Raw genomic sequence first — 654 nt, 5'->3', positions numbered from 1 at the left:
CTTACCCACCGATTCAATCAATGTCAAATCGAAGAAGAAAAATTCATCCGAACCACAACTTAGTTAACCTCACGGCCAACTCGTTGCGACCTGGATTAATTTAGCCCCCACCCCACAAACAACACAAATCCCCAGTACACACCGCATTTTTAGGTGCATACTGGGGATAAACAGGGCGTCGTAAAGCGCTTAGTACGTCTCCGGCTCCTGCGTGCGCTTGATGTCGGCGCCCAAACGCGAGAGATTCTCAACGAAGTTCGGGTAGCCACGATCGATGTGGAAGACATCGTGAACGGTGGTTACTTCATCTGCGCACAATGCGGAGAGCACCAACCCAGCGCCGGCACGAATATCGGAGCTCCAAACATGGGTGGAAGAAAGTCTCTGCTGACCACGAATAACAACGTGGTGGCCATCCACCTGCGCATCGGCGCCGAGACGGAGCATCTCATCCACGAAACGGAAGCGGGATTCGAAGACGTTCTCCGTGATGACCGTGGTGCCTTCGGCAACGGCGGAAAGGCCAATCGCCATCGGCTGCAAGTCAGTTGGGAAACCCGGGAATGGAAGCGTTTGGTAATCCACCGCAGTTGGTCGGCCGTTCATGCGAACGCGAAAGCCGTTGTCATAATCTTCGATTTCGGCGCCAGCGGA

Annotated in this window: 1 pseudogene; it reads right to left on the bottom strand. The window is 54.3% G+C overall.

Annotated features, from left to right (window positions below):
• Positions 1–189 precede the first annotated feature (189 nt).
• Positions 190–654 (bottom strand): annotated as a pseudogene (locus tag HMPREF2724_RS01290) (UDP-N-acetylglucosamine 1-carboxyvinyltransferase); the annotation flags it as partial.

Source organism: Corynebacterium sp. HMSC071F07, from assembly GCF_001810285.1.
GTDB lineage: Bacteria > Actinomycetota > Actinomycetes > Mycobacteriales > Mycobacteriaceae > Corynebacterium > Corynebacterium simulans.
This window is presented reverse-complemented; position numbering and strand designations above follow the sequence as displayed.